The organism is Microbacterium sp. NPDC077644 (assembly GCF_040702785.1).
In the GTDB taxonomy this organism is placed as follows: domain Bacteria; phylum Actinomycetota; class Actinomycetes; order Actinomycetales; family Microbacteriaceae; genus Microbacterium.
On the sequence record NZ_JBFBME010000002.1, the window covers coordinates 643,591 to 662,692 of the forward strand.

The following is a 19,102-nucleotide window of genomic DNA, read 5'->3' on the forward strand; positions in this document are numbered from 1 at the left end:
AGCAGATGACTGCCAAGGTAACGAGCCAGGCGACGTTCGAGCAGGACGTCCTGCAGGCCGAGGGCCCCGTCCTCGTGGACTTCTGGGCCGAGTGGTGCGGACCGTGTCGAATGGTCGCCCCCGTTCTGGACCAGATCCAGGCGGAGCACCCCGACAAGATCACGATCATGAAGCTGAACGTCGACGAGAACCCCGAGCTCGCCATGAAGTACCAGATCACGTCGATCCCGGCGATGAAGGTCTTCCAGGGCGGCGAGGTCAAGACGACCATCATCGGCGCCAAGCCCAAGCCCGCTCTCGAGCAGGATCTCGCCGCTTTCATCGGCTGATCCCGGACGAACGAAGAAGGCGCGGACCGTGCGGTCCGCGCCTTCTCTGCGTCTGCGGGTCAGTCGTGGTGGTGTCAGGACGCGCCGCGGTGGGCGTCAGGACGCGCTCGGCGTCGGGAGACGTGGGCGCGACCAGCGTCAGGAGGCGTCGGCCACCGTGGCATCCCACCGGCGGTAGCGGGGCCCCTCGCCCAGGAGACCCCACACGGCGGGCGTGAGCTCGGGGTACTCCAGCGCGATCTGGCGCATCACCCGGTAGTTCCGGGCGGCGTTGGGCCGTACGCCGTCGTTCGCGGCGATGTTGTCGGCGCGCAGCAGGTAGACGACGAGTTCGTCGACGCTCGGGAGGTCCTCCATGAAGTCCCACGGATCCTCGCCGCTGAGCAGCCGCTCCTGGATGAGGACGGCCAGTTCGTCCGACGCCTCGGCGCGCAGCACTTCGAGACTCGCGCGGCGGGGAACGGCTTCAGACATGCTTCAAGCCTACGCGCGCTTCCTGCCCCCGCGGCGCGGGAGGTTCACGACATCCGTCATGGTCTCCAGCTCCTTGCCCTTCGTCTCCGGCACCTGGAAGTACACGAAGAAGAACGACACGATCGCGAAGAACGCGTAGAAGCCGTAGGCGAACGTCAGCCCGATCTCGGCGAAGGCCGGGAAGGTCGTCGAGATGAAGAAGTTCGCGATCCACTGGGCTGCCGCCGCGACGGCGAGGGCGCCCGCGCGGATCTTGTTGGGGAACATTTCCCCCAGCAGCACCCAGACCAGCGGGCCCCAGGTCGCGCCGAAGAACACCACGAACCCGTTGGCGCAGATCAGGGCGATCAGCGACCACGGTTCGGGGAGGGTGACGGCGCCGTCCTGCAGCGTCCCGAACGAGAAGGCGACGGCCATCATGCCGAGGGTCACGGCCATGCCGACCGATCCGATCAGCAGCATCGGACGCCTGCCGACCCGGTCCACGAGAAGGATCGCGATGATCGTGACGACGATGTTCGTGATCGATGTGATGACGGAGGTCATCAGAGCACTCGACTCGTCGAAGCCCACCGAGAGCCACAGCGTCGTCGAGTAGTAGAAGATGACGTTGATGCCGACGAACTGCTGGAAGACGCTGAGCAGGATGCCGACCCACACGATCGGCTTCAGCCCGAACCTGTCGCCCCGCAGGTCCTTCAACGACTCGTTCTTCTCATCGCCGAGGCTCTCCTCGATCTCCTGGATCTTGAGGTTCACATCGGTCTCGCCCGTGAAGTCGAACAGCACCTGCGAGGCCTTGTCGACCTTGCCTCTGGCGACGAGGAAACGTGGGGATTCCGGGAGCTTGAGCGCCATCAGACCGTAGACGACGGCAGGAATGGCCTCGACCATGAACATCCAGCGCCACGCATCGATGCCCAGCCACAGCACGTTCGCAGCAGAGCCGGCGACGTTCGCGAGCAGCGCGTTCGACAGGAGGGCGGTGAAGATACCGGTCACGATCGCGAGCTGCTGCAGCGAGCCGAGGCGCCCGCGCACCTTGGCCGGCGAGACCTCGGCGATGTAGGCGGGGGCGATGACGGATGCCGCACCGACGCCGAGGCCGCCGATCACCCGCCACACGATGAGGTCGATGACTCCGAAGGCGAGTCCCGAACCGATCGCCGACACGAGGAACATGATCGCGGCGATCACCATGACCGGGATGCGGCCGAGTCTGTTCGCGAGGCTGCCCGCGAACCAGGCTCCGACGGCGCAGCCGAGCAGCGCCGACGACACGGCGAAGCCCTGCAGCCCCGGCCCGAGGTCGAAGGCCCCGGCCAGCGCATCCACGGCGCCGTTGATGACGGCCGTGTCGAAACCGAACAGGAAGCCGCCGAGCGCGGCTGCGATGCTGATTCCGATCACACGAGCGCTGAAGCGCCCTGATGTGCCCTTGTTCTGAGACATGTACCTCTCCCCCGGTCGCATCCCACTCTACGAGCGCGACGGATGCGGCGGAGGGAGGATCGCGACGCGGTTCAGGATCCGTACTGCTCCTCGCCGAGTTCGGCGAGGATGCGGTTCAGGTCCTGGATCGACGCGAATTCGATCGCGACCTGGCCTTTTCGTGCACCGAGTGTGATCTTCACGCGCGTGTTCAGACGGTCGCCGAGGTTGCCTGCGACCTCATCGAGGTACGCCCGGCGAGCTCCGGCCTGCGGTTTGACCTTCTTCGTTCCGGATGCCGGGAGCGCCTTGGCCGCCTCTTCTGTCGCACGGACGGACAGGTCTTCATTGACGACCTTGTCGGCGAGCCGCTGCATCTGCTCGGGGTCGTCGAGCGAGAGCAAGGCGCGCGCATGACCGGCGGAGAGGACGCCGGCGGCGACGCGCTGCTGAACGGGGACGGGCAGACGGAGCAGGCGGATCGTGTTGCTGATCTGCGGGCGGGAGCGGCCGATGCGCGTGGCGAGCTCCTCCTGCGTGATGCCGAAGTCCTCGAGGAGCTGCTGGTAGGCGGATGCCTCCTCGAGCGGGTTCAACTCGGAGCGGTGCAGGTTCTCGAGCAGAGCGTCTCGGAGGAGATCCTCGTCGGCGGTGTCGCGGACGATCGCCGGGATGGCGTCGAGGCCCGCTTCACGTGCGGCACGGGTGCGCCGCTCCCCCATGATCAGCTCGTAGTCGCCGTCGCCGTTGCGGCGGACGATGACCGGCTGCAGCACCCCGAACTCGCGGACGCTGTGGACGAGCTCGGCCAGGTCCTCCGGGTCGAAGTGCGTACGCGGCTGACGCGGGTTGGGGACGATCTTCATCGGATCGACCTGGATCAGGTGGATGCCGGGGACGGATTCGAGATCCGGCTCGGATACTTCTTGTGCCTGCGATTCGGCCTTCTCCGGTGCGACCTGGATCGGCGCGCCGGGGAAGAACACGTCCACCGGGCGCTGAGTCGTCTGATCCGCGGTGGGGATGAGGGCTCCGATCCCCCGGCCCAGTCCAGTGCGCTTCGCCATCAGTTCTCCTTGCTCTGCGTCGTCTGACTCTTCGACGCGATCTCGACAGCGGCCTCGCGGTACGCGATCGCGCCGGCGGAGTTCCCGTCGTACGCGATGACCGTCTGGCCGAAGCTGGGGGCCTCGGACACACGCACCGAGCGCGGGATGACCGTGCTCAGCACCTGCTCCGGGAAGTGGTTGCGGACTTCGTCGGCCACCTGCTGCGCGAGACGGGTGCGTCCGTCGTACATCGTGAGCAGGATCGTCGAGAGGTGAAGCCCGGGATTGAGGTGCTTCTGGATCATCTGGATGCTGCCGAGCAGCTGGCTCAGCCCTTCGAGCGCGTAGTACTCGCATTGGATGGGGATGAACACCTCGGATGCCGCCGTGAAGGCGTTGATCGTGAGGAGTCCGAGCGACGGCGGGCAGTCGATGATGACGAAATCGACCGGGTTGTCGGCGACGTACTGGTCGAGTGCGCGGCGGAGTCGGTGTTCACGGGCGACCTGTGACACCAGCTCGATCTCGGCGCCCGCGAGGTGGATCGTGCTGGGCGCGCAGAACAGCGTCTCCGACTCCGGGCTCGATTGAACCACGTCGGCAAGCGGAACATCGTCGATGAGGACGTCGTAGATGCTCGCCGTTTCGGCGTTGTGGGGAACCCCGAGGGCCGTGGATGCGTTTCCCTGCGGATCGAGGTCGATCACGAGGACCTTCGCACCGAAGGATGCCAGCGCGGATGCGATGTTGACGGCCGTGGTCGTCTTGCCGACGCCGCCCTTCTGGTTCGACACGGTGAGGACGCGGGTCGAGCCGGTGAAGTGGAGTTCCACGTCCTCCAGATTGCGTCGGCGGGCACTCAGGTCGGCGATTTCGCGTGCCAGGGGCGTATCCACCCCGAAAGCCTCGTTCGGCGTTGTCTTTTCGGACTGTTTCACGTGAAACATCCACTCCTCTCGATGGCCGCGTTCCACTCTACTTGCCGTTCTCTGTCTGCCGAAGTCGCGGGGCGCCGGCGTCGATGTTTCACGTGAAACATCGCTTGCTGGTGTGACTTCGACTCCGGGCTTCGCCCTGCGCTCACCCCGTTTCGTCTATGCGGCCTGCGGCCGCTCCGCTCAACGACCCGCTACTTGCGGGCCCACGGGTGTCTCGCGGCTCGTTGAGCGAGCGCAGCCGAGTCGAAAAGCACCCAACAGCGGAACGTCATGTTTCACGTGAAACATTCACTACCGAGACGGCTTCGACTCCGGGCTTTGCGCCGCGCTCACCCCGTTTCGACTGCGCAGCCTGCGGCCGCTCCGCTCAGCGACCCACAACCAGCGCCCCGACGATCAACGGAACAAGAGGAGAGGTTGTTGCTTATCGGGTCGTTGAGCGAGGCGCAGCCGAATCGAAACCTCGCACGGGCGACGCGCAGATGTTTCACGTGAAACATGGTCGACCGAGACGGCTTCGACTCAGGGCTTCGCCCTCCGCTCACCCCGTTTAGACTGCGCGGCCTGTGGCAGCTCCGCTCAACGACCCGCCTGCGCCTCGTCACGTCGAGCGAGGCGCAGCCGAGTCGAAACAATCCCAACAGAAGGGTGCGATGTTTCACGTGAAACATCGCACCCTCGAGGCTCAGCCCCGAACGGTCCCCCGCACGACGCGGGTCGTCTCGGCGAGCACTCCCTCGCCGAGAACTTCGAGACGTACGTCAGACACCTTGAACTTCTTCAGCGGCTTGGCTGCGGCGTCGATCTCGGCCGCTGCGTTCTGACCCTTGAGCAGTACGAGCTCGCCACCATCTCGCACCAGCGGCGCGGTCCACGGCAGTAAGGTGCGCAGCGCGCTGACGGCACGCGCGGTGACCACATCGAACTGTCCCGCCGGCACGTCCTCCGCGCGAGCCCGTAGCACCGTCGCATTCGACAGCCCGAGCTCCGACACCTGCTCCGACAGCCAGGCGACGCGCCGCTCCATGGGCTCGATCAGCGTCCACGACACATCCGGGCGTGCGATCGCCAGCACGAGGCCGGGCAGTCCGGCGCCGGAACCGATGTCCGCTGCCGACCCGTGGAACAGCGGTGCGGCGATGGCACTGTTCAGAACATGCCGGGTCCACAGCCGCGGGAGCTCCAGCGGACCGATCAGTCCGCGCTCCTCCCCCTGCGCCGCGAGGTTAGCCGTGAATGCTCGCGCCACCTCGATGCGATCACCGAACAGTGACGCAGCGACGTCGGGCTCGACCTCGACAGTCATCTCAGCATCCTTCGCGATGTTTCACGTGAAACATCAGCGCCGGCGGATGACCGTGTGACGGTCGGCGCCCTCGCCGTACGACTCCGAGACGAGATTCCGATCGGCGACGATGTCGTGCACGAGCTTGCGCTCATAGCTCGACATCGAGGGCAGTGACGCCTGCGATGCTCCCTCGTCCAACTTCGCAACCGCGGCATCCACAAGCTTCTCGAGCTGACGACGACGCGCATCCCGCGATCCGCCCACGTCGAGGATGAGACGCGAGAACGCGCCCGTCTTGCTCTGCACTGCGAGGCGGGTGATCTCCTGCAGCGCCTGCACCGTGTCGGGGTCGGCGAGAACCGACAGGCTCGAGTCCTCGGACTCCACCGAGACGTAAGCCCGGCCCTGACGCACATCGAGGTTCAGGTCCCCGTCGATGTCGGCGATGTCGAGCAGTCCCTCGATGAAGTCGGCGGCGACATCACCCTCGTGCTCGAGCTCGTCCAGCGACGGCTCCGAGCGCTCTGCGACGTTCTCCACGGCCATCAGTTCGACCCCTTCTTCTTGGCGCGCTTCTTGCTCATCGGCTGCTCGCGCTTGGGAGCGGCCTGCTTGGCCTTCTCGACCTCGTCCAGCATCCGCTTCTGCTCGGCCTCGTAGACGGCCATCGGCACGACCTTGCCCGAGGAGTCGATCGCCTTGCCCTTGCGGGCGAGGCGCTCTTCGCGGGCCTTGGCCGCCTCGGAACCGGGGGTCGGCATCTCGCGGATCACGAGGAACTGCTGGGCCATCGTCCACAGGTTCGAGATGAACCAGTACACGACGACACCGAGCGGGAAGAAGACGCCCGAGAAGATGAAGCCCAGCGGCAGCACGTAGAGCATGATCTTCTGCATCTGGTACGCCTGGCCGGTCTTGGCCTCGGGCGACAGGTTCTTCGAGATGATCTGCAGCTGGGTGAAGAACTGCGATCCGATCATCAGCACGACGAGAATGACCAGCAGAACGATCGCGACGGTGTTCTGCGTCTCGATCGCGTTGCCCAGCGTTCCGTGCAGCGACACCGATCCGAAGATCGTGGCGTCGTAGAACTCCTTGGTGAGCTCGGGGCTGAGCAGCCCGACGCCGCCGATGCCGGCGATGGCGTGCTTGGACACATCGTTCAGCACGCTGAACAGGGCGAAGAAGATCGGCATCTGGATGAGCAGCGGCAGGCAGCTCGACATCGGAGAGGTGCCGTGCTTCTTGTACAGGCCCATGGTCTCGCGGCTCATCGCCTCGCGCGAGAGCTGATCCTTCTTACCGCGGTACTTCTCCTGGATCTTCTTCATCTCAGGAGCGATTTCCATCATCTTGCGCTGGCTCTTGATTTGCCGCACGAACAGGGGAAATACCGAGGCGCGCACGACGATGACGAGGCCGACGATCGACAGGATCCATGTGATGCCGGATGCCGCCGGCAGACCCACGGTCGTGAACAGCCAGTGCCAGGCCACGAGGATGAGCTCGACGGCCCACTTCAGCGGCCACAGGATCGTGCCGAGGAGGTCGAAGCCGCCACCGGTGTCGCCAGCGGCGGGTGTCGCAGAGGCGAGCAGAAGGTCAAGACCCACTGTTCAGTCCTTTCGGGAGGGTACGACGAAACCTCGTGCGGTCAGGTCGTGTCGGAAATGGTCGTGAGGGCGCACGTCGTCGACGCCGCCTTTGCTCCAGGGGTTGCACCGCAGGATGCGCCAGGCCGAGAGCGCTGCTCCCTTGATCGCACCGTGCTGCTGCACCGCTCCTACAGCGTAAGCCGAGCACGACGGGTAGTACGCGCACACGTCCCCGTAGATCGGCGAGATCACGGCGCGATAGGCCGTGAGGAATCCCAGCACGAGATTGCGGGGAATGAGGGGGATGCTGCGCCCGAGGTCGCGGGCATGCAGATGTCCTGCGCCCATCGCGTAGGACGGCAGCGCGCTCATGGCCTCGCCGCCGGACGACTGAGCCGGGCCAGGCACCGCGTCACGTCGGCCTGGAGCTCGGCGAACGTCGCGGTCGCGGATGCAGGAAGGGCACGGATGACGACATCCGTGCCCTGAGGGACGTCTGCGATCGCGTCCGCGCATACGGCTTTGAGCCGTCGGCGCACGGTGTTGCGGATCACAGCGGTACCCACCTGCTTGCTGATGATGAACCCGAACCGGGGTTCGCGCGCTTCGCCGGTCGTCAGCATCGAGGTGACGACTCGGCCGCCCCCGCACCGGACACCGCGACGGACGACTGACCTGTAGTCAGTGCCTCGCGTCAGTCGGAACGGACGGGCGAGCACAGCGGTTCGGGCCGAGGGCTTACGCCGAGAGCTCGGTGCGGCCCTTCGCGCGGCGTGCCGAAAGGATGCTGCGGCCGGCGCGGGTGCGCATGCGGGCGCGGAAGCCGTGCTTCTTGGCGCGACGACGGTTGTTGGGCTGGAACGTACGCTTGCTCATGGAATCACTCCGGGAATGGCGTCACCGGATGAGTACGACCGGAGACATTGGGGAAACTGCCCAGATCCGGGCATAAGTCAACCGATTAAGGGTACGTCCTGGCGGCGCAGAGAGCAAATTCCCCGCGCTGAGCGCCCGGCACGAACGCCGCGTCGTTCGTCAATTATCCACAAGTGCGAAGCCTGTCGAGGCAAGGACACACCCGGGTTCTCCACAGGCAGGTTGCCCCGTGCGCCCGGGATGACTACCGTGGCAACCGAAGTTATCCACAGGGGGCGCCGGGGCGAGAAACGTCCGACCCTCCTCGACCCACCGCCCGGAGCACCATGTCGACACCCGCCCAGCCTGACGTTCCGATCTGGGCGCAGGTGCTGGACCTGCTCGATCAGGATGATCGCGTCACCCCGCAGCTCCAGGGATTCCTCAGCCTCGCGGTCCCGGCCGGTGTCATGAGCGGAACGCTCTATCTGGATGTGCCGAACGATCTGACCGCCGCCCAGATCAACAAGCGGCTCCGTGTCCCGCTCATGGAGGGGCTCGCCCGCATCGGCGAAGAGGTCACCTCCTTCCGCGTGGTCGTGAACCATGAGCTCGCCGAGCAGCCGACCGCGCCGATCGCGGTCGCCGACTTCGGCCGGCCCGAGGCGCCGCGCACCGATCTGCCCGTCGAGCTGCCGACGCAGATGCGCCACGAGTCGCGCTTGAATCCGAAGTACACGTTCGACAATTTCGTCATCGGCCAGTCCAACCGCTTCGCCCACGCCGCAGCGGTCGCGGTCGCGGAGGCGCCGGCGAAGGCGTACAACCCTCTGTTCATCTACGGCGACTCCGGGCTCGGCAAGACGCACCTCCTGCACGCGATCGGGGACTACGCGCAGTCGCTGTACACCGGGGTCAAGGTCCGGTACGTCTCGAGCGAGGAGTTCACGAACGACTTCATCAACTCGATCGCCAACAACCGGGGCTCCGCATTCCAGGCCCGCTACCGCGACGTCGACATCCTTCTCATCGACGACATCCAGTTCCTGCAGGGCCGTGCCGAGACGCAGGAGACCTTCTTCCACACGTTCAACACGCTCCACGATCACAACAAGCAGATCGTGATCACCAGCGATGTCGCGCCCAAGCACCTCACCGGCTTCGAGGACCGCATGCGCAGCCGCTTCGAATGGGGCCTGATCACCGACGTGCAGGCCCCCGACCTCGAGACCCGCATCGCGATCCTCCGCAAGAAGGCGCAGAGCGAGGCGCTGCACATCCCCGACGAGGTGCTCGAGTACATCGCGACGATCGTCTCGTCGAACATCCGCGAGCTCGAGGGCGCCCTCATCCGGGTGTCGGCCTTCGCGAGCCTGAACCGCTCCCCGCTGGACATCTCCCTCGCCCAGACCGTGCTGCGCGACATCGTCGACACGGCCGAGGACAACATCATCTCGCCGACCGACATCATCACGGCCACCGCTCAGTACTTCAAGCTCACGGTCGACGACCTGTACGGTTCGAGCCGGTCGCAGCAGATCGCGACGGCACGCCAGATCGCCATGTATCTGTGCCGCGAGCGGACCAACCTCTCCCTCCCGAAGATCGGTCAGCTGTTCGGCAACCGCGATCACACGACGGTGATGTACGCGTACAAGAAGATCAGCGACCTCATGAAGGAGCGCCGCTCGATCTACAACCAGGTCACCGAGATCACCACGCAGCTCGGCCGTCGCTGATCCCTGAGCCCGTCGAAGGGTTGACAGCGGGCATCGGCATCCCTTTAAATGCCGCTCTGCACATGTGGATAACTTGTGGATGAATGCGGTTCGCGTTCGGGACGAATGTGTGCGGATCCCGGCATACTGTGGATAACTCGGTCGGAAGCGGATGCTGCGCCACCGCCGTATTCACGCGGATTCCTCACCGATTCCACATGTCACACCAATGTAGTTCCCTACGGAATGCTGATATCCACCGACTTATCCACAGTATCCACAGGTGTTAACACCGTTAAGAAGTTAATCCTCTGGAAGCGGCGTCCGATCACCTCGAAGGTGTGAGCAACGGGCCGTATGGCGCATCAGCGCTCTGGGGCTACGATGGGAACCCCTGAGGTGGGTCACGCCGCTCAGGTCATGTCATTCACGACGAGGGAGAGCCCGTGAGGTTTCAGGTAGGCCGCGATGTCTTCAGCGAAGCAGTGTCGTTCGTGGTCAAGCTGCTCCCGCAGCGCAATCCTCAGCCGATCCTGGCGGGTGTGCTCATCGAAGCCGGTGACGGCGGACTGACCCTCTCGGCGTTCGACTACGAAGCATCCGCCCGGACGACGATCGAGGCGAACGTCGAGACGCCCGGCACGATCCTCGTCCACGGCCGTCTTCTCTCCGACATCGCCAGCCGTCTGCCGAATGCGCCGATCGACATCGCCGTCGAGGATGACGGCGGCATCGCCGTGACGTGCGGATCCGCCCGCTTTACCCTCGCCGCCATGCCCGTCGAGGAGTACCCGTCGATCCCCGAGGTCTCGGGTTCGTCCGGTGTCGTCCCGGCCGACGACTTCGGCACAGCGATCGCGCAGGTCGGGTTCGCGGCATCCCGCGATGACGTCACCCCGGTCCTCACCGGTGTGCAGCTCGAGGTCTCGGGTCAGAGCCTGAGCCTGGTCGCCACCGACCGCTACCGGGTGTCGCTGCGCGACGTCCCGTGGGACGGCGAGGCATCCGAGCAGACCGCGCTGGTCCCCGCCCGCACTCTGACCGAGGTCGGCAAGACGTTCGGGCACGCCGGCACGATCCAGGTCGCGTTCTCCGGTACCGGCGACCGCGAGATCATCGCGTTCACCGCCGGCAACAAGACCGTCACCTCGCTGCTGATCAAGGGCAACTTCCCGCCCGTCCGTCGGCTGTTCCCCGAGCAGACCGAGCATTACGCGGTCGTGAACACCGCGGATCTCATCGAGGCCGTGCGCCGCGTCTCGCTCGTGCTCGACCGTGCCGCTCCGCTGCGGTTCACGTTCACCTCCGACAGCGTGACGATGGATGCCTCGGGCAGCGAGCAGGCCCGCGCATCCGAGTCGGTCGATGCCCACCTGTCCGGCGGCGACGATGTGACGCTCGGCCTGAACCCGCAGTACCTGACCGAGGCGCTCAGCGCGGTCAAGAGCGAGTTCGTCCGCGTCACGTTCACCTCGAGCGACAACGCGAACAAGCTCAGCCCCGTGCTGATCACGAGCCAGACCTCCGTCGACCAGGCGGGTTCGGACTCGTTCAAGTACCTGCTGCAGCCCAACCTCCTCCTCCGCTGACCGTTCTCCCCACCCGGCTGACCAGTCAGTGCGGACGAATCGAGCGAAGCGATGGATGCCGGCGTCAGGCTGGCACCGGGTCTGGCGGGAGCACGGCCGCAGGCCGAGCGAGGGCATGTCCTGACGACGGCATCCATCGCGTAGCGCCAACACCAGTGTCATAACCCCGAAGTAGGCTGAACCCGTGATCGTGGAGCACCTGAATCTGGTCGACTTCCGCAATTACGCGACCGCTGATCTCACTCTTCTCCGCGGGCCCAACGTCCTCGTCGGCCGCAACGGTCAGGGCAAGACGAATCTCGCCGAGGCGGTCGTCTTCCTCGCGACGCTCGGGTCCCACCGGGTGTCGGCGGATGCTCCGATGGTGCGCGACGGCCAGGAGTTCGCCGTCATCCGCGCGCGTCTCTCGGTCGGCGAGCGCCGGGTCCTCACCGAGGTTCAGATCAACCGGCAGGGGTCGAACAAGGCGCGCATCAACGGCTCGCCGTCGAAGACCAGCGAACTCCCCCGCTACGCGCACGTCGTGCTGTTCGCGCCGGAAGACCTGCAGATCGTCCGCGGCGACCCGTCGTCGCGCCGGCGCTTCGCGGATCAGCTGCTCATCCAGCGCACTCCGCGCATGGCGGCGGTCCTCGGCGACTACGACCGGGTGCTCAAGCAGCGCACGGCGCTGCTGAAATCGGCTCGCGCTCGTGGCATCCGCGGCGAAGCACTCACGACGCTCGACGTGTGGGACGACAAGCTCGTCGCGCTCGGCTCCGAGATCATCGAGGCACGGATGCGTCTGGCATCCGACCTGCAGCAGCCGCTGGCGGATGCCTACACGGCGATCGCCGGCGCCGACCACAGTCCCGAGCTCGAATGGGCGCTTTCCGTGCGCGGCGGCGACCCGGAGGAGGGCGAGGTCGAGGCATCCGATTCGCGCGGGGCGCTGGCGGATCAGTTCCGCGCGGCGCTGCACGCGAAGCGCACGCAGGAGCTCGACCGGGGGCTCACCCTCGTCGGGCCCCATCGCGACGATCTGCTGCTGCGGGTCCGCGGTCTTCCCGTGAAGGGATACGCGTCGCACGGCGAGTCGTGGTCGGTCGCGCTGGCGCTGCGTCTGGCATCCGCCGAGCTGCTGCGGGCCGAGTCCCCCGCCGGCGACCCGGTGCTCATCCTCGACGACGTGTTCGCCGAGCTCGACGCGGATCGGCGTCAGCGCCTGGCGAGCCTCACGGCCGGGTACGAGCAGGTCATCGTCACCGCCGCGGTCGAGGAGGACATCCCCGAACCCCTGCACCGGCACGTCGTCCGCATCCATGCGGGTACGATCAGCGACGACCGCGCGAGCGACGAGCGCACGACGGATGACGGGGAGGAGACGCCGTGACGGATGCCGACACCCCCGAGACCGTCGCGACCTACCTCCGGCTGCGCGGTCTCCAGCCCAGCTCGAAGAGCTGGAAGCGCAAGCGCCGCATCCGCGACGACGACGAGAACGCGCCGTTCACCCCCGGTCGTGATCCGGGAGCCCTCGGTTCCGTGCTCGACAAGCTCAGCCGCGAGTCCGGATGGGACATCACGCTGGCCCGTGAGGACCTCGTCCGGCAGTGGGCGGATCTCGCCGGAGCCGACACCGCGAAGCACTCCGAACCGGTGTCGCTTTCGAACGGGATGCTGACCGTGAAGTGCGATTCGACGGCCTGGGCGAAGAACCTGCAGTTCATGCGCGCGACCATCCTCACCGAGATCGGACGACGCTATCCGCAGGCCGGTGTGGAGAACCTCCGCTTCATCGGTCCGGACGTCCCTTCTTGGAAATGGGGGCCCAGAGCCGTCCCAGGGCGGGGTCCGCGCGATACCTACGGGTAGGACACCACAGAAGGGGTCCGGATCGATTTCAGGGCCACACACGGCCGTTCAGCGCGATGAAGCGGGTCTGATGAGGGTAGACTGGGCATTCGAGATATCGATGTGGAGAATGCCCTCTGATGACGCCTGAAAATCCTGCTGACGAGCCTGAATCCACAACCGCAGCCAATGCGGCCACGCCGCCGTCCTCCGACTACGGCGCCGATCAGATCCAGATCCTCGAAGGCCTCGAAGCGGTGCGCAAGCGCCCCGGCATGTACATCGGATCCACCGGTCCCCGTGGCCTCCACCACCTCGTCTACGAGATCGTCGACAACTCCGTCGATGAGGCACTCGCCGGCTACGCCGACACGATCCTCGTCACGCTGCTCGCCGACGGCGGCGTCCGCGTCGTCGACAACGGCCGCGGCATCCCGACCGACCCGCACTCCTCCGACCCGACGAAGTCCACGGTCGAGGTCGTGCTGACGATCCTGCACGCCGGCGGCAAGTTCGGCGGCGGCGCCTACGCCGTCTCCGGCGGTCTGCACGGCGTCGGCTCTTCCGTCGTGAACGCGCTGTCGACCCGCTTCGACGTCACGGTGAGGCAGAAGGGCTTCGCCTGGCATCACAGCTTCGCCGACGGCGGCGTGCCGCAGCAGAAGCTCGAGAAGGGCGAGGCGACGACCGAGACCGGCACGGACATCACGTTCTGGCCGGACCCCGCGATCTTCACCGAGTCCGTCGATTTCGAGTACGACGTGCTGCGCACCCGCTTCCAGCAGATGGCCTTCCTCAACAAGGGTCTGCGCATCGAGCTGCGCGATGAGCGCGAGGGCGCGACCTACGAGATCGAAGAGGACGGCCAGACCGTCACGAAGCAGCGCGAGGACGTCTTCCTCTACGAGCGCGGCCTCGTCGACTACGTCGAGTACCTGAACAAGGTGCGTCACGCCGAGGTCGTCACCGAGGAGATCATCGACTTCGACGCCGAGGACACCGAGCGCAAGATCTCGCTCGAGATCGCGATGCAGTGGACGACCGGCTACTCCGAGAACGTCTACACGTACGCGAACACGATCAACACGCACGAGGGCGGAACCCACGAAGAGGGCTTCCGCGCAGCGCTCACGACGCTCGTCAACCGGTACGCCCGCGCGAACAACCTCCTCAAGGAGAAGGACGACAACCTCTCCGGCGACGACGTCCGCGAGGGGCTGACCGCGGTCATCTCGATCAAGCTCGGCGAGCCGCAGTTCGAGGGTCAGACCAAGACCAAGCTCGGCAACACCGAGGCGAAGGCCTTCGTGCAGAAGGTCGTCGGCGATCAGCTCGGCGACTGGTTCGAGCGCAACCCGGGGCAGGCGAAGAACGTCGTCCGCAAGGCGATCGACGCCGCGACCGCGCGTCTAGCGGCCCGCAAGGCGCGCGAGACCGCGCGCCGCAAGAGCGTGTTCGAGTCGGCCGCGATGCCCGACAAGCTCAAGGACTGCACGAGCAAGGATCCGTCGATCAGCGAGATCTTCCTCGTCGAGGGAGACTCCGCCGGCGGCTCGGCCGTGCAGGGCCGCGATCCGCACACCCAGGCGATCCTGGCGCTGCGCGGCAAGATCCTCAACGTCGAGCGCGCCCGCCTCGACAAGGCCCTCGCCAACAAAGAGGTCCAGGCGATGATCCAGGCCTTCGGCACGGGCATCGGCGAGGACTTCGACATCGAGAAGGCCCGCTATCACAAGATCGTCCTGATGGCGGATGCCGACGTCGACGGCCAGCACATCACGACGCTGCTGCTGACCCTGCTGTTCCGCTACATGCGCGGACTCATCGAGGCCGGCTTCGTATACCTCGCGATGCCCCCGCTGTACCGGCTGAAGTGGTCGAACCAGCCGCACGAGTACGTGTACTCGGATGCCGAGCGCGACGCACTGCTCAAGCACGGGCTCGAGAACGGCAAGCGCATCCCGAAGGACAACGGCGTGCAGCGCTACAAGGGTCTCGGCGAGATGAACGCCAAGGAGCTGTGGGAGACCACGATGGACCACACCACGCGGACCCTCCGCCAGGTGACCATCGAGGACGCCGCCAGCGCCGACGAGATCTTCAGCGTGCTGATGGGTGAGGACGTCGAATCGCGACGCACGTTCATCCAGCGCAACGCCAAGGACGTCCGCTTCCTCGACATCTGACGCCGACGGCGCCGACGGAAAGAAACACATGACTGACGAAGAACGCACCGAGCCGCTGCACGAGCACGGCAAGATCGACCAGGTCGACCTGCAGTCCGAGATGCAGCGCAGCTATCTCGACTACGCTATGGCGGTCATCGTCGGCCGTGCGCTGCCCGATGTGCGCGACGGCCTCAAGCCCGTGCACCGCCGTGTGATCTACGGCATGTACGACGGCGGATACCGTCCCGACAAGTCGTTCTCGAAGTGCGCCCGCGTCGTCGGCGAGGTCATGGGTCAGTACCACCCGCACGGCGACACCGCGATCTACGACACCCTCGTGCGTCTCGTGCAGCCGTGGGCGCTGCGCTATCCGCTGGCCCTCGGCCAGGGCAACTTCGGCTCACCGGGCAACATGGGCGCCGCAGCCCCCCGGTACACCGAGACGAAGATGGCTCCGCTCGCGCTCGAGATGGTGCGCGACATCGAAGAGGAGACCGTCGACTTCTCGCCGAACTACGACGGCCAGACCCAGGAGCCCGACGTCCTGCCGGCGCGGTTCCCGAACCTTCTCGTAAACGGATCCGTCGGCATCGCGGTCGGCATGGCGACGAACATCCCGCCGCACAACCTGCGGGAAGTGGCGGATGCCGCGCTGTGGGCGCTCGACAACCCCGAGCTGCCGCGTGAAGAGCTCCTCGAGGGCCTGATCAAGCGCGTCCCCGGCCCCGACTTCCCGACCGGGGCGCAGATCCTCGGCACGAAGGGCATCCACGAGGCCTATCGAACCGGCCGCGGATCGATCACGATGCGCGCCGTCGTCGACGTCGAGGAGATCCAGGGCCGCACGTGCCTGGTGATCACCGAGCTGCCGTACCAGGTCAACCCCGACAACCTCGCCGTGAAGATCGGCGACCTCGCCCGCGACGGCAAGGTCACCGGCATCGCCGACATCCGCGACGAGACCAGTGACCGCACCGGTCAGCGGATCGTCGTCGTCCTCAAGCGCGACGCCGTCGCCAAGGTCGTGCTGAACAACCTGTACAAGCACACCCAGCTGCAGGACAATTTCGGCGCGAACATGCTCGCGATCGTCGACGGCGTGCCGCGCACCCTGGCGCTGGACGGCTTCATCGCGAACTGGATCACGCACCAGATCGACGTCATCGTGCGGCGCACGATCTTCCGTCTGCGCGAGGCCGAGAAGCGCATGCACATCCTGCGCGCCTACCTCAAGGCACTCGACGCGCTCGACGAGGTCATCGCGCTGATCCGCCGCTCCCCCACGCCGCAGGAGGCGAACGAGGGTCTGCAGAAGCTGCTCGACATCGACGAGGGTCAGGCCGACGCGATCCTGCAGATGCAGCTGCGCCGTCTGGCTGCTCTCGAACGTCAGAAGATCATCGACGAGGCCGATGCGCTTGAGATCAAGATCGCCGACTTCAAGGCGATCCTCGCCGACGAGTCGCGTCAGCGTGCCATCATCCGTGAAGAGCTCACCGAGATCGTCGACCGCTTCGGCGACGAGCGCCGCACGCACATCCTGCACGGCTTCGACGGCGATGTATCGATGGAAGACCTCATCGCCGAGGAGGAGATGGTCGTCACCGTCACCCGAGACGGCTACATCAAGCGCACCCGCAGCGACAACTACCGCTCGCAGCACCGCGGCGGCAAGGGCGTCAAGGGTGCGCAGCTGCGCGCCGACGACATCGTCGAGCACTTCTTCGTCACGACGACCCACCACTGGTTGCTCGTCTTCACCGACAAGGGCCGGGTCTACCGCACCAAGACGTACGAGATCCCCGAGGCCGGCCGCGACGCGAAGGGCACGCACGTCGCGAACCTGCTCGCGCTGCAGCCCGACGAGGGCATCGCGCAGATCCTCGACCTGTCCGGCTACGACGACGCCGACTACCTCGTGCTCGCGACGCGCGACGGCCTGGTGAAGAAGACGCGCCTGAGCGAGTACGACACCAACCGCCAGGGCGGCGTCATCGCGATCCGTCTGCGCGAGGACGACGAACTCGTCAGCGCCATGATCGTGGACGCCACCGACGACATCCTGCTCATCAGCCGCAAGGGCATGTCGGTCCGCTTCCAGGCGACGGATGCCGCGCTGCGCCCGATGGGCCGCGCGACCGCGGGTGTCACCGGCATGAAGTTCAAGGGCGACGACCGGCTGCTGTCGGCATCCGTCGCCGCACCCGAGGGCTTCGTGTTCACCGTGACCGACGGCGGGTACGCCAAGCGCACCGAGGTCGAGCAGTACCGCGTCCAGAACCGTGGCGGATACGGCATCAAGGTGGCCAAGCTCAACGACGATCGGGGGGTCCTGGCGGGCGGTCTGATCGTCAGCGAGGACGACGAGGTCTTGGTGGTTCTGTCCAGCGGCAAGGTGGTACGCTCTGCCGTGGCCGAGGTGCCCGCGAAGGGTCGAGACACCATGGGTGTGCTGTTCGCCCGGACGTCCGAGAAGGACCGCATCCTCGCTATCGCCCGCAACGGAGAGCGGGGCCTCGACGACGACGAGGCGGAGGCGGCGACAGAGAACGACGCCCCCGAGACGGCCACGGCCCCCGAAACGAACCCGAGCCCTGAGGAAACAGACGCATGAGCACAGTAGCCGACAGGCTGGCGAAGAAGTCCACGCGCAAGACCGGTGGAAAGCAGGTCCGCCTGCGCCTGGTCTATGTCGATTTCTGGTCGGCGGTGAAGCTGTCGTTCCTGGCAGCGGTCGCGATGGCCGTCGTCACGATGGTGTCGTTCTTCCTCATCTACCTGGTGCTCCAGACCACGGGTCTGCTCGCCGGTGCGGATGACTTCGTCGGCCAGATCACCGACAACTCGGTGTCGCTGGCGTCGCTGATGGGCCTGCCCCAGGTGATGGCGTTCGCCGCCGTGGTCTCGATCCTCAACCTCATCGTGTTCACGGTGCTCGGCGCCGTCGTCGCCGGCATCTACAACCTGGCGGTGAAGGTGACCGGCGGACTGCTCGTCGGCTTCATGTCGAACTGAGAACCCCTCACGAACGGCGGATGCTCCGGCATCCGCCGTTCGTCGTCTCGGGCGCCGATCACGCCACGCCCGACGTGCCCAGCAGGGTGCCGATCGCCCAGGTGACCGCGAGTGCCAGCGCGCCCCCGACGACCAGGCGGATCGATGCGCGAAGACGGGACGCACCGCCGATCCCTGCCGAGATCGCACCGGTCGCCGCGAGTGCGACGAGCACGGCGACGAACGTCACCGGAATCCGCCACTCCACGGGCGGCAGGAGGATCGCCAGCAGCGGCAGCAGGGCGCCGATCGTGAACGAGATCGCCGACGAGATCGCGGCATGCCAGGGGTTCACGAGGTCGTCCTGATCGATCCCCAGCTCCACCTCGAGGTGGGCGGCGAGAGCGTCGTGCTCGGTGAGCTCGACGGCCACGCGGCGGGCGGTGTCCTCGCTGAGTCCGCGTTGTCGGTAGAGCTCGGTGAGTTCGTCGAGCTCTCCTTCGGGGAGCGTCTCGAGTTCCTCGCGCTCCTTCTCGATGAGCGCGCGTTCGGAGTCGCGCTGGCTGCTCACCGACACGTACTCCCCGAGCGCCATCGAGATCGCGCCGCCGACGAGGCCGGCGATGCCCGCCAGCAGCACGGGCGCATTGTCGGTGGTGGCGCCGGCGACGCCGACCACGAGGGATGCCACGGACACGATGCCGTCGTTCGCTCCGAGAACGCCGGCGCGCAGCCAGTTCAGCCTCTGGCCGAGTCCGGCGCCATGGGGTTCATTCGGATGTGTATCGCTCACGCCACCATGATGGCGCACGGGTAGGGAAAACCCGAACGCAGCTCTCGG

General features: G+C 66.3%; 19 protein-coding genes. 8 read left to right on the plus strand and 11 right to left on the minus strand.

The features are described 5' to 3' along the window. The first annotated feature begins 5 nt into the window (after window positions 1–5). Complete coding sequence (gene trxA, locus AB0269_RS10025) at window positions 6–329, plus strand: thioredoxin (RefSeq protein WP_230104152.1); 324 nt, start codon at window positions 6–8, stop codon at window positions 327–329. 138 nt (window positions 330–467) lie between these two features. Here trxA and AB0269_RS10030 read toward each other — a convergent pair whose 3' ends face one another. From AB0269_RS10030 to rpmH, 10 genes are all read right to left on the minus strand, one after another. Beyond that, window positions 468–803, minus strand: a complete 336-nt coding sequence (locus AB0269_RS10030) for a tryptophan synthase subunit alpha (RefSeq protein ID WP_227529688.1) — start codon at window positions 801–803, stop codon at window positions 468–470. A gap of 9 nt (window positions 804–812) precedes the next feature. Beyond that, entirely contained in the window at window positions 813–2,255 is a 1,443-nt protein-coding gene (locus AB0269_RS10035) for a sugar porter family MFS transporter (RefSeq protein WP_366211056.1), read from the minus strand. Between the two features lie 71 nt (window positions 2,256–2,326). Then, window positions 2,327–3,301: a ParB/RepB/Spo0J family partition protein gene (locus AB0269_RS10040; protein ID WP_366211057.1), complete on the minus strand. Its 975-nt coding sequence runs from the start codon at window positions 3,299–3,301 to the stop codon at window positions 2,327–2,329. Next, the gene (locus tag AB0269_RS10045) at window positions 3,301–4,230 is read right to left on the minus strand and encodes a ParA family protein (RefSeq protein WP_366211058.1); all 930 of its coding nucleotides are present in this window, start codon (window positions 4,228–4,230) and stop codon (window positions 3,301–3,303) included. The genes AB0269_RS10040 and AB0269_RS10045 overlap by 1 nt, the downstream gene beginning before the upstream one ends. A 676-nt stretch (window positions 4,231–4,906) precedes the next feature. Beyond that, the gene (rsmG, locus tag AB0269_RS10050) at window positions 4,907–5,527 is read right to left on the minus strand and encodes a 16S rRNA (guanine(527)-N(7))-methyltransferase RsmG (RefSeq protein ID WP_366211059.1); all 621 of its coding nucleotides are present in this window, start codon (window positions 5,525–5,527) and stop codon (window positions 4,907–4,909) included. Window positions 5,528–5,560: 33 nt separating this feature from the next. Then, entirely contained in the window at window positions 5,561–6,055 is a 495-nt protein-coding gene (locus AB0269_RS10055) for a R3H domain-containing nucleic acid-binding protein (protein ID WP_366211060.1), read from the minus strand. Then, complete coding sequence (gene yidC / locus AB0269_RS10060) at window positions 6,055–7,122, minus strand: membrane protein insertase YidC (RefSeq protein ID WP_366211061.1); 1,068 nt, start codon at window positions 7,120–7,122, stop codon at window positions 6,055–6,057. The genes AB0269_RS10055 and yidC overlap by 1 nt, the downstream gene beginning before the upstream one ends. Window positions 7,123–7,125: 3 nt before the next feature. Further along, window positions 7,126–7,476, minus strand: coding sequence for a membrane protein insertion efficiency factor YidD (yidD, locus tag AB0269_RS10065; RefSeq protein WP_175987838.1), 351 nt, complete (start codon window positions 7,474–7,476; stop codon window positions 7,126–7,128). After that, on the minus strand, window positions 7,473–7,823 hold the full coding sequence (gene rnpA / locus AB0269_RS10070; protein ID WP_366211062.1) for a ribonuclease P protein component: 351 nt from the start codon (window positions 7,821–7,823) through the stop codon (window positions 7,473–7,475). The genes yidD and rnpA overlap by 4 nt, the downstream gene beginning before the upstream one ends. Window positions 7,824–7,842: 19 nt before the next feature. Then, a complete protein-coding gene (gene rpmH, locus AB0269_RS10075; protein ID WP_005054680.1) occupies window positions 7,843–7,980 on the minus strand; it encodes a 50S ribosomal protein L34 in 138 nt (45 codons plus the stop codon). Between the two features lie 326 nt (window positions 7,981–8,306). Here rpmH and dnaA point away from each other — a divergent pair, with 326 nt between their 5' ends. The 7 genes from dnaA to AB0269_RS10110 all read left to right on the plus strand — a co-directional run bounded on the left by dnaA (window position 8,307) and on the right by AB0269_RS10110 (window position 18,282). Beyond that, on the plus strand, window positions 8,307–9,698 hold the full coding sequence (gene dnaA / locus AB0269_RS10080) for a chromosomal replication initiator protein DnaA (RefSeq protein ID WP_175987842.1): 1,392 nt from the start codon (window positions 8,307–8,309) through the stop codon (window positions 9,696–9,698). A 425-nt stretch (window positions 9,699–10,123) separates the two neighbouring features. Continuing rightward, a complete protein-coding gene (dnaN, locus tag AB0269_RS10085; RefSeq protein ID WP_366211063.1) occupies window positions 10,124–11,266 on the plus strand; it encodes a DNA polymerase III subunit beta in 1,143 nt (380 codons plus the stop codon). Between the two features lie 184 nt (window positions 11,267–11,450). Then, the gene (gene recF / locus AB0269_RS10090) at window positions 11,451–12,638 is read left to right on the plus strand and encodes a DNA replication/repair protein RecF (RefSeq protein ID WP_366211064.1); all 1,188 of its coding nucleotides are present in this window, start codon (window positions 11,451–11,453) and stop codon (window positions 12,636–12,638) included. Continuing rightward, window positions 12,635–13,120 carry a DciA family protein gene (locus AB0269_RS10095; protein ID WP_366211065.1) on the plus strand — a complete coding sequence of 162 codons (486 nt, stop codon included), beginning with the start codon at window positions 12,635–12,637 and terminating at the stop codon, window positions 13,118–13,120. The genes recF and AB0269_RS10095 overlap by 4 nt, the downstream gene beginning before the upstream one ends. Before the next feature lie 119 nt (window positions 13,121–13,239). Beyond that, the gene (gene gyrB, locus AB0269_RS10100) at window positions 13,240–15,285 is read left to right on the plus strand and encodes a DNA topoisomerase (ATP-hydrolyzing) subunit B (RefSeq protein ID WP_366211066.1); all 2,046 of its coding nucleotides are present in this window, start codon (window positions 13,240–13,242) and stop codon (window positions 15,283–15,285) included. A gap of 28 nt (window positions 15,286–15,313) precedes the next feature. Then, window positions 15,314–17,881, plus strand: coding sequence for a DNA gyrase subunit A (gene gyrA, locus AB0269_RS10105; protein WP_366211067.1), 2,568 nt, complete (start codon window positions 15,314–15,316; stop codon window positions 17,879–17,881). Beyond that, a complete protein-coding gene (locus tag AB0269_RS10110; protein ID WP_366211068.1) occupies window positions 17,878–18,282 on the plus strand; it encodes a DUF3566 domain-containing protein in 405 nt (134 codons plus the stop codon). Before gyrA ends, AB0269_RS10110 begins: the two co-directional genes overlap by 4 nt. Window positions 18,283–18,340: 58 nt before the next feature. Here AB0269_RS10110 and AB0269_RS10115 read toward each other — a convergent pair whose 3' ends face one another. Continuing rightward, entirely contained in the window at window positions 18,341–19,054 is a 714-nt protein-coding gene (locus AB0269_RS10115; protein ID WP_366211069.1) for a VIT family protein, read from the minus strand. Window positions 19,055–19,102 lie beyond the last annotated feature (48 nt).

Excerpts from the sequence above, each read along its gene's own strand:
- trxA (WP_230104152.1), top strand. The coding sequence starts at position 6 with ATGACTGCCAAGGTAACGAGCCAGGCGACGTTCGAGCAGGACGTCCTG.
- AB0269_RS10030 (WP_227529688.1), bottom strand. The coding sequence starts at position 803 with ATGTCTGAAGCCGTTCCCCGCCGCGCGAGTCTCGAAGTGCTGCGCGCC.
- AB0269_RS10035 (WP_366211056.1), bottom strand. The coding sequence starts at position 2,255 with ATGTCTCAGAACAAGGGCACATCAGGGCGCTTCAGCGCTCGTGTGATC.
- AB0269_RS10040 (WP_366211057.1), bottom strand. The coding sequence starts at position 3,301 with ATGGCGAAGCGCACTGGACTGGGCCGGGGGATCGGAGCCCTCATCCCC.
- AB0269_RS10045 (WP_366211058.1), bottom strand. The coding sequence starts at position 4,230 with ATGTTTCACGTGAAACAGTCCGAAAAGACAACGCCGAACGAGGCTTTC.
- rsmG (WP_366211059.1), bottom strand. The coding sequence starts at position 5,527 with ATGACTGTCGAGGTCGAGCCCGACGTCGCTGCGTCACTGTTCGGTGAT.
- AB0269_RS10055 (WP_366211060.1), bottom strand. The coding sequence starts at position 6,055 with ATGGCCGTGGAGAACGTCGCAGAGCGCTCGGAGCCGTCGCTGGACGAG.
- yidD (WP_175987838.1), bottom strand. The coding sequence starts at position 7,476 with ATGAGCGCGCTGCCGTCCTACGCGATGGGCGCAGGACATCTGCATGCC.
- rpmH (WP_005054680.1), bottom strand. The coding sequence starts at position 7,980 with ATGAGCAAGCGTACGTTCCAGCCCAACAACCGTCGTCGCGCCAAGAAG.
- dnaA (WP_175987842.1), top strand. The coding sequence starts at position 8,307 with ATGTCGACACCCGCCCAGCCTGACGTTCCGATCTGGGCGCAGGTGCTG.
- gyrB (WP_366211066.1), top strand. The coding sequence starts at position 13,240 with ATGACGCCTGAAAATCCTGCTGACGAGCCTGAATCCACAACCGCAGCC.
- gyrA (WP_366211067.1), top strand. The coding sequence starts at position 15,314 with ATGACTGACGAAGAACGCACCGAGCCGCTGCACGAGCACGGCAAGATC.
- AB0269_RS10110 (WP_366211068.1), top strand. The coding sequence starts at position 17,878 with ATGAGCACAGTAGCCGACAGGCTGGCGAAGAAGTCCACGCGCAAGACC.